Source organism: Pedobacter sp. 01T416_2, from assembly GCF_056398925.1.
This window is the reverse complement of the sequence record NZ_JBFTQI010000440.1, coordinates 1-4,979: the sequence shown is the minus strand read 5'-3', so window position 1 is coordinate 4,979 and position 4,979 is coordinate 1. Positions and strand designations below refer to the sequence as shown.

Genomic DNA, 4,979 nt, shown 5'->3' with positions numbered 1-4,979 from the left:
CAGCTTTGGTTAGTCCTGATTTAAGGGTACGTTTTTCTACTTCGCATCCAAAAGATATTACCGACGAGGTTTTACATACCATTGCTAAATACGATAACATCTGTAATTATATCCACTTGCCAGTTCAATCGGGTAATACCCGCATATTGGAGCTAATGAACAGGACTTATACCCGCGAATGGTATATCAATCGTATTGATGCCATCCGTAACATTATCCCGGGTTGTGCAATTTCTACCGATATCATCGCTGGTTTTTGTACTGAAACAGAAGAAGAGCATCAAGAAACCCTGAGCATGATGGATTACGTAGAATATGATTTTGCATATAACTTCACTTATTCTGAAAGACCAGGAACTTTAGCTGCCCGTAAATTGGAAGATGATATTCCTGAGGAAGTAAAAAAACGCCGTTTAGCTGAGATTTTAGCTAAGCAACAAGCACATTCGTTAATGCGCTTACAAGAGTGGGTGGGTAAAACCGTTCGTGTTTTGATTGAAGGCACTTCTAAAAAATCTGATCTGGATTATTGCGGAAGAGGAGATAGCGGAGCCATGGCGATTTTCCCTGCAATTGAAGGCGTTAAACCAGGCCAGTATGCAAATGTATTTATCGAAAAGTGTACATCAGCTACGTTAATTGGTAAAATAGTATCATAAAATCCCGTCATGCTGAACTTGTTTCAGCATCTTAAATTGAAAGACTCTGAAACAAGTTCAGAGTGACGTAACTTTAGAAAGAATAAATGGATACACAAAATATTAAACAGCGGTTCGGTATTATTGGCAATTCGCCATTGCTTAACCGTGCTATCGATATTGCAAGCCAGGTAGCACCAACTGATATGTCGGTGTTAATAACAGGCGAAAGTGGTAGTGGTAAAGAGGTATTCTCGCAGATTATCCATCAAATGAGTGCCCGTAAACACGGTGCTTTTATTGCTGTAAACTGCGGCGCCATTCCCGAAGGAACCATTGATTCTGAATTGTTTGGTCACGAGAAAGGATCTTTTACAGGTGCACATGAGGCACGTAAAGGTTACTTTGAAGTAGCAAACGGCGGAACCATTTTTTTAGACGAGGTTGCTGAGCTGCCTTTGGGTACACAGGCGCGTTTGCTGCGTATTTTAGAAAGCGGCGAATACTTACGCGTAGGCTCATCTAAAGTTCAGAAAACAGATGTTCGCATTATTGCTGCAACCAATGTTGATGTATATAACCGCGTTAAAAACGGAAAATTCCGCGAAGATTTATATTACAGGTTAAATACCGTTCCGTTGCGCATACCGGCTTTGCAAGAGCGTAAAGAAGATATTTATTTATTATTCAGAAAATTCTCTGCCGATTTTAGCGATAAATACCGTAGCCCTGCATTACATTTGGAGCCAGATGCCATTCAGATCCTAACCAATTATAGCTGGCCGGGTAATGTTCGTCAGTTAAAAAATATTGCCGAGCAGATCTGCGTATTGGAAAAAGACCGAAATGTAACCGGACAAGCCATTTTAAACTATATCCCGAACGAGGCCGGAAGTAACCTGCCAATGACGATTAATTCTCAGTCGAAAGAAGATTTTACAGAAAGAGATATTTTGTACAAGGTACTTTTCGATATGAAAAAGGATATGGTTGAGCTTAAAAAACTTGTTGCCGAAATTATTCAGCACGGCGGAAATACTGCTACCGTTTTAGCAGATAATCCTCAGTATATCAATCAGCTATACCGCGATGTAGAACTGCCCGCAGGGCAAGAGCATGCCTTTACCATTCAGCAACCTACGCCAAGCAATAATAATAACAACAATAACAATACTGATTATTTTGCACACGAGGCCGAAGAGGTAGAAGAATCTTTATCATTAGTGGATAAAGAATCAGATCTGATAAAAAAAGCATTAAAAAAACACAAGGGTAAACGTAAGTTTGCTGCACAAGAACTGGGCATTTCAGAGCGTACCCTGTACAGAAAAATTAAAGAATTGAATTTATAGCTTCATCGACTTTAAAACAAACCATATACTGATGAAACCATCATGAGCATACCACTTACAAACAGAGATGAATATGCTCATGATCGCTTCATAACCATTGAAAAACAAACCGAGCTTTTGCGAGCTCATTAACTAAGTGAAGCGTTCTCTTGAACACCATTGAGAAAATAAAGCAAGTGAAAAATGCCATTGAAAACAATGAGCAATAAATTAATAATTATACAACTGATGAAAATAAAAATATTTGCTTTAATCCTTGTTGCTTCAATACTGAGCGCCTGCTCTTATAAATTCAATGGAGCATCAACAACAGGATTAAAAACGGTGGTTGTCCGGGTGTTTGAAAACAATGCACCGTTAGTGGTGCCAACACTAAGTAACCAGATTACCGAATCGTTAAAAACCCGGATCCGTAATCAGACCAAATTGATTATTTCTCCTACCGGTGAAGGCGATGCATCGTTTGAAGGCAGAATAACAGGCTATGATATTAAGCCGGTTGCGCTTCAAAATAGTGCTACACCTACTTCGGGTGCAAACAGATTAACCATAACCGTTTCTGTAAAGTATAAGAACAATATAAAAGAACACGAAAAAGAAAGTTTTGAAGAAAGCTTTACCAGATATTTCGATTTTCCGATCAATGGGGCACCAATTCAAACCTTATTGCCTGGAGCTATCGAAAACATCAACAAACAATTATCGGAAGATATTTTTAACCGTGCATTTGCACAGTGGTAAATAAAGCAGGATTCTAAAAGACAAAATTTTCAAAACCCGTCTACATTTTTTTAACTTAGCGGCAAAYCTCGATAATGGATAACAAAAAGCTACTGGCAGATTTACTTGCGCAACCTGGAAAGGTTGGACCAGAGCATGTATCCATGTTGCAGGAAATGGTGGCGCAATTTCCATATGCCCAGCCCATTCATTTACTGTTAGCCAAGGCTAACGCATCAGCAGTACCAAAAGCAGCACTTTATAGCCAGGGGCATGTACTGTTCCATATATTAAATATGGTTTCAGTCCGCGAAACAACAGAAGAAGAAATTAAAGAGGTAGTTGCTGAAAATACACAGGATGAACAGATAGTTTTTGAAGAAATAGGAGAATTAGCTCCAGATCTTCACTCAGAAAACCCAGTAATTCCTATAGAAACGCCAAATCACCTGCCGGGTATTGATAGTCATTTAATGGATTTGCCAGCAGATGATGATTCTTTTATTGAAAGTGTAGCTGCTACCGATTTCTTTGCCTTTGAACAGAAATTAAGTACCGATGTGGTTACGATCGCACCAGAAATTGAAACGGTTGTTCCTGATGAGCCCGAAAGGAATTTTGTTTCGCAATATAACGACGATAAGCTTCCGTATACGTTTTTATGGTGGTTGGCTAAAACCCGTAAAGAGCACGAGCAGATTTTTCAGCCTTATGCTCACCCTAACGCTGGTAAGGTAAAACCACAGCCACAAAATAACCAACTGCAAGAAAGAGCTGAGTTTCAACAGCAATATGTAGAGCACATCTTTCACATTCAAACGCCTTTCGAGGTAGCCGATCATTTAGCAGAATATCCTTCTGCCGAAATTAAAGATGCAAAGGGAGCTGAAATTATCGAGCGGTTCTTAAAAGAAGATCCAACAATCAGGCCTCCGAAGCCAGAACAGATAGATAATGAAAATAAGGCAAAGAAAAGTGCAGAAGACAATTACGATCTTGTTTCGGAGACTTTAGCTAAAATTTATATTGAGCAAATGCTTTATCACAAAGCCATAGATACGTATAAAAAATTAAGTTTGAAATATCCGGAAAAAAGCCGTTACTTTGCCGACCTTATCCAATCTATAGAAAAGAAATTTTAAAATATAATATTACCATGGTAACCTTTTTAATCATTTTATTAATTATTGCGTGTGTGGCCTTAGGCTTATTTGTTTTAGTACAAAACCCTAAAGGCGGAGGTTTAGCTACAGGGGGTGGCACCAGTAACATGTTTGGTGTGCAGCGTACCGGCGATGTTTTAGAAAAAGGATCGTGGGTATTGTTAACCTTAATCGTAGTGTTAACCCTTGCCGTTACTACAATTGCTAAAACTAGCGGTGGTACTGCAGCAGTTGGAAACTCAGCTATACAAGAGCGTTTAGATAAAACACCATCACCATCTCCACTTGGCGGAAATTTAAACAGCACTAAACCTGCTGCTTCGACTCCAGCTAAAACAGATTCGACAAAGAAATAAGTAATACTTACCCGTATTTTATAAAGCTTTCCTCAAAAGGGAAAGCTTTTTTGGTTTTTAACATTCCGTAAAAAATGAATCAACCCTTTGTCTCTTAACACACATTTAACATAAAAAGCTTTAAATTGCAGCATGAAATTAAGTGTGCTGGTTCTATTTACTGCTCTCGCCGTTGGTCTTTCCATCGGGATGGTTAATTTTTATTTTCAGCATAGCCTGTATTACATGGCTATTTCTTTTGGCGTATCGTTTCTGTGCAGTTTTTTGGTTTTTTATTATTTGCTGGAGAAATATATTTACACCAAAATTAAACTCATTTACAAACTCATCCATAACCTTAAATTAGGTAAAGATTTAAAAGATGCGCTCGGCGAGTACGTGAGTTCTGATCCGATTAATGATGTAGAGCAAGAAGTAAAGGAGTGGGCAGGTGCAAAGAAAAAAGAAATAGATTTATTAAAAAAACAGGAACAGTTTAGAAGAGAATTCCTTTCAAATGTATCGCACGAGTTTAAAACCCCACTTTTTGCCATTCAAGGATATATTGAAACGCTACAGGACTGTTTGGTAGATGACCCAGATCAGGCTGTATTGTTTCTAAAAAAAGCTGAAAACAATGTAGAGCGACTGAGTTATTTAATTAATGATTTAGATGTTATTTCAAAGTTAGAAACAGGCGAATCGCCAATTAACTACCAAAAATTCGATTTTGTGCAATTGGCGAAAGAGGTAATGGAAAACCTCGAAGAC

Annotated in this window: 6 protein-coding genes; all 6 read left to right on the top strand. The window is 38.4% G+C overall.

The annotated features are described in order from the left end of the window. Positions 1 to 659: radical SAM protein (locus tag AC1DPQ_RS17430; protein WP_477610371.1), on the top strand; the 659-nt coding region annotated here is incomplete at its 5' end. Positions 660 to 745: 86 nt separating this feature from the next. Then, positions 746 to 1,990: a sigma-54 interaction domain-containing protein gene (locus AC1DPQ_RS17425; RefSeq protein ID WP_477584945.1), complete on the top strand. Its 1,245-nt coding sequence runs from the start codon at positions 746 to 748 to the stop codon at positions 1,988 to 1,990. Positions 1,991 to 2,218: 228 nt separating this feature from the next. Next, positions 2,219 to 2,731: an LptE family protein gene (locus AC1DPQ_RS17420; RefSeq protein ID WP_477610370.1), complete on the top strand. Its 513-nt coding sequence runs from the start codon at positions 2,219 to 2,221 to the stop codon at positions 2,729 to 2,731. A 74-nt stretch (positions 2,732 to 2,805) separates the two neighbouring features. Then, the gene (locus AC1DPQ_RS17415) at positions 2,806 to 3,852 is read left to right on the top strand and encodes a hypothetical protein (protein ID WP_477610369.1); all 1,047 of its coding nucleotides are present in this window, start codon (positions 2,806 to 2,808) and stop codon (positions 3,850 to 3,852) included. A gap of 14 nt (positions 3,853 to 3,866) precedes the next feature. Next, on the top strand, positions 3,867 to 4,229 hold the full coding sequence (secG, locus tag AC1DPQ_RS17410) for a preprotein translocase subunit SecG (protein ID WP_108197142.1): 363 nt from the start codon (positions 3,867 to 3,869) through the stop codon (positions 4,227 to 4,229). A 132-nt stretch (positions 4,230 to 4,361) separates the two neighbouring features. Continuing rightward, a partial coding sequence (locus tag AC1DPQ_RS17405; RefSeq protein WP_477610368.1) for a sensor histidine kinase occupies positions 4,362 to 4,979 on the top strand: 618 nt, incomplete at its 3' end.

Coding starts and splice junctions, on each gene's coding strand:
- AC1DPQ_RS17425 (WP_477584945.1), top strand. CDS start 746: ATGGATACACAAAATATTAAACAGCGGTTCGGTATTATTGGCAATTCG.
- AC1DPQ_RS17415 (WP_477610369.1), top strand. CDS start 2,806: ATGGATAACAAAAAGCTACTGGCAGATTTACTTGCGCAACCTGGAAAG.
- secG (WP_108197142.1), top strand. CDS start 3,867: ATGGTAACCTTTTTAATCATTTTATTAATTATTGCGTGTGTGGCCTTA.
- AC1DPQ_RS17420 (WP_477610370.1), top strand. CDS start 2,219: ATGAAAATAAAAATATTTGCTTTAATCCTTGTTGCTTCAATACTGAGC.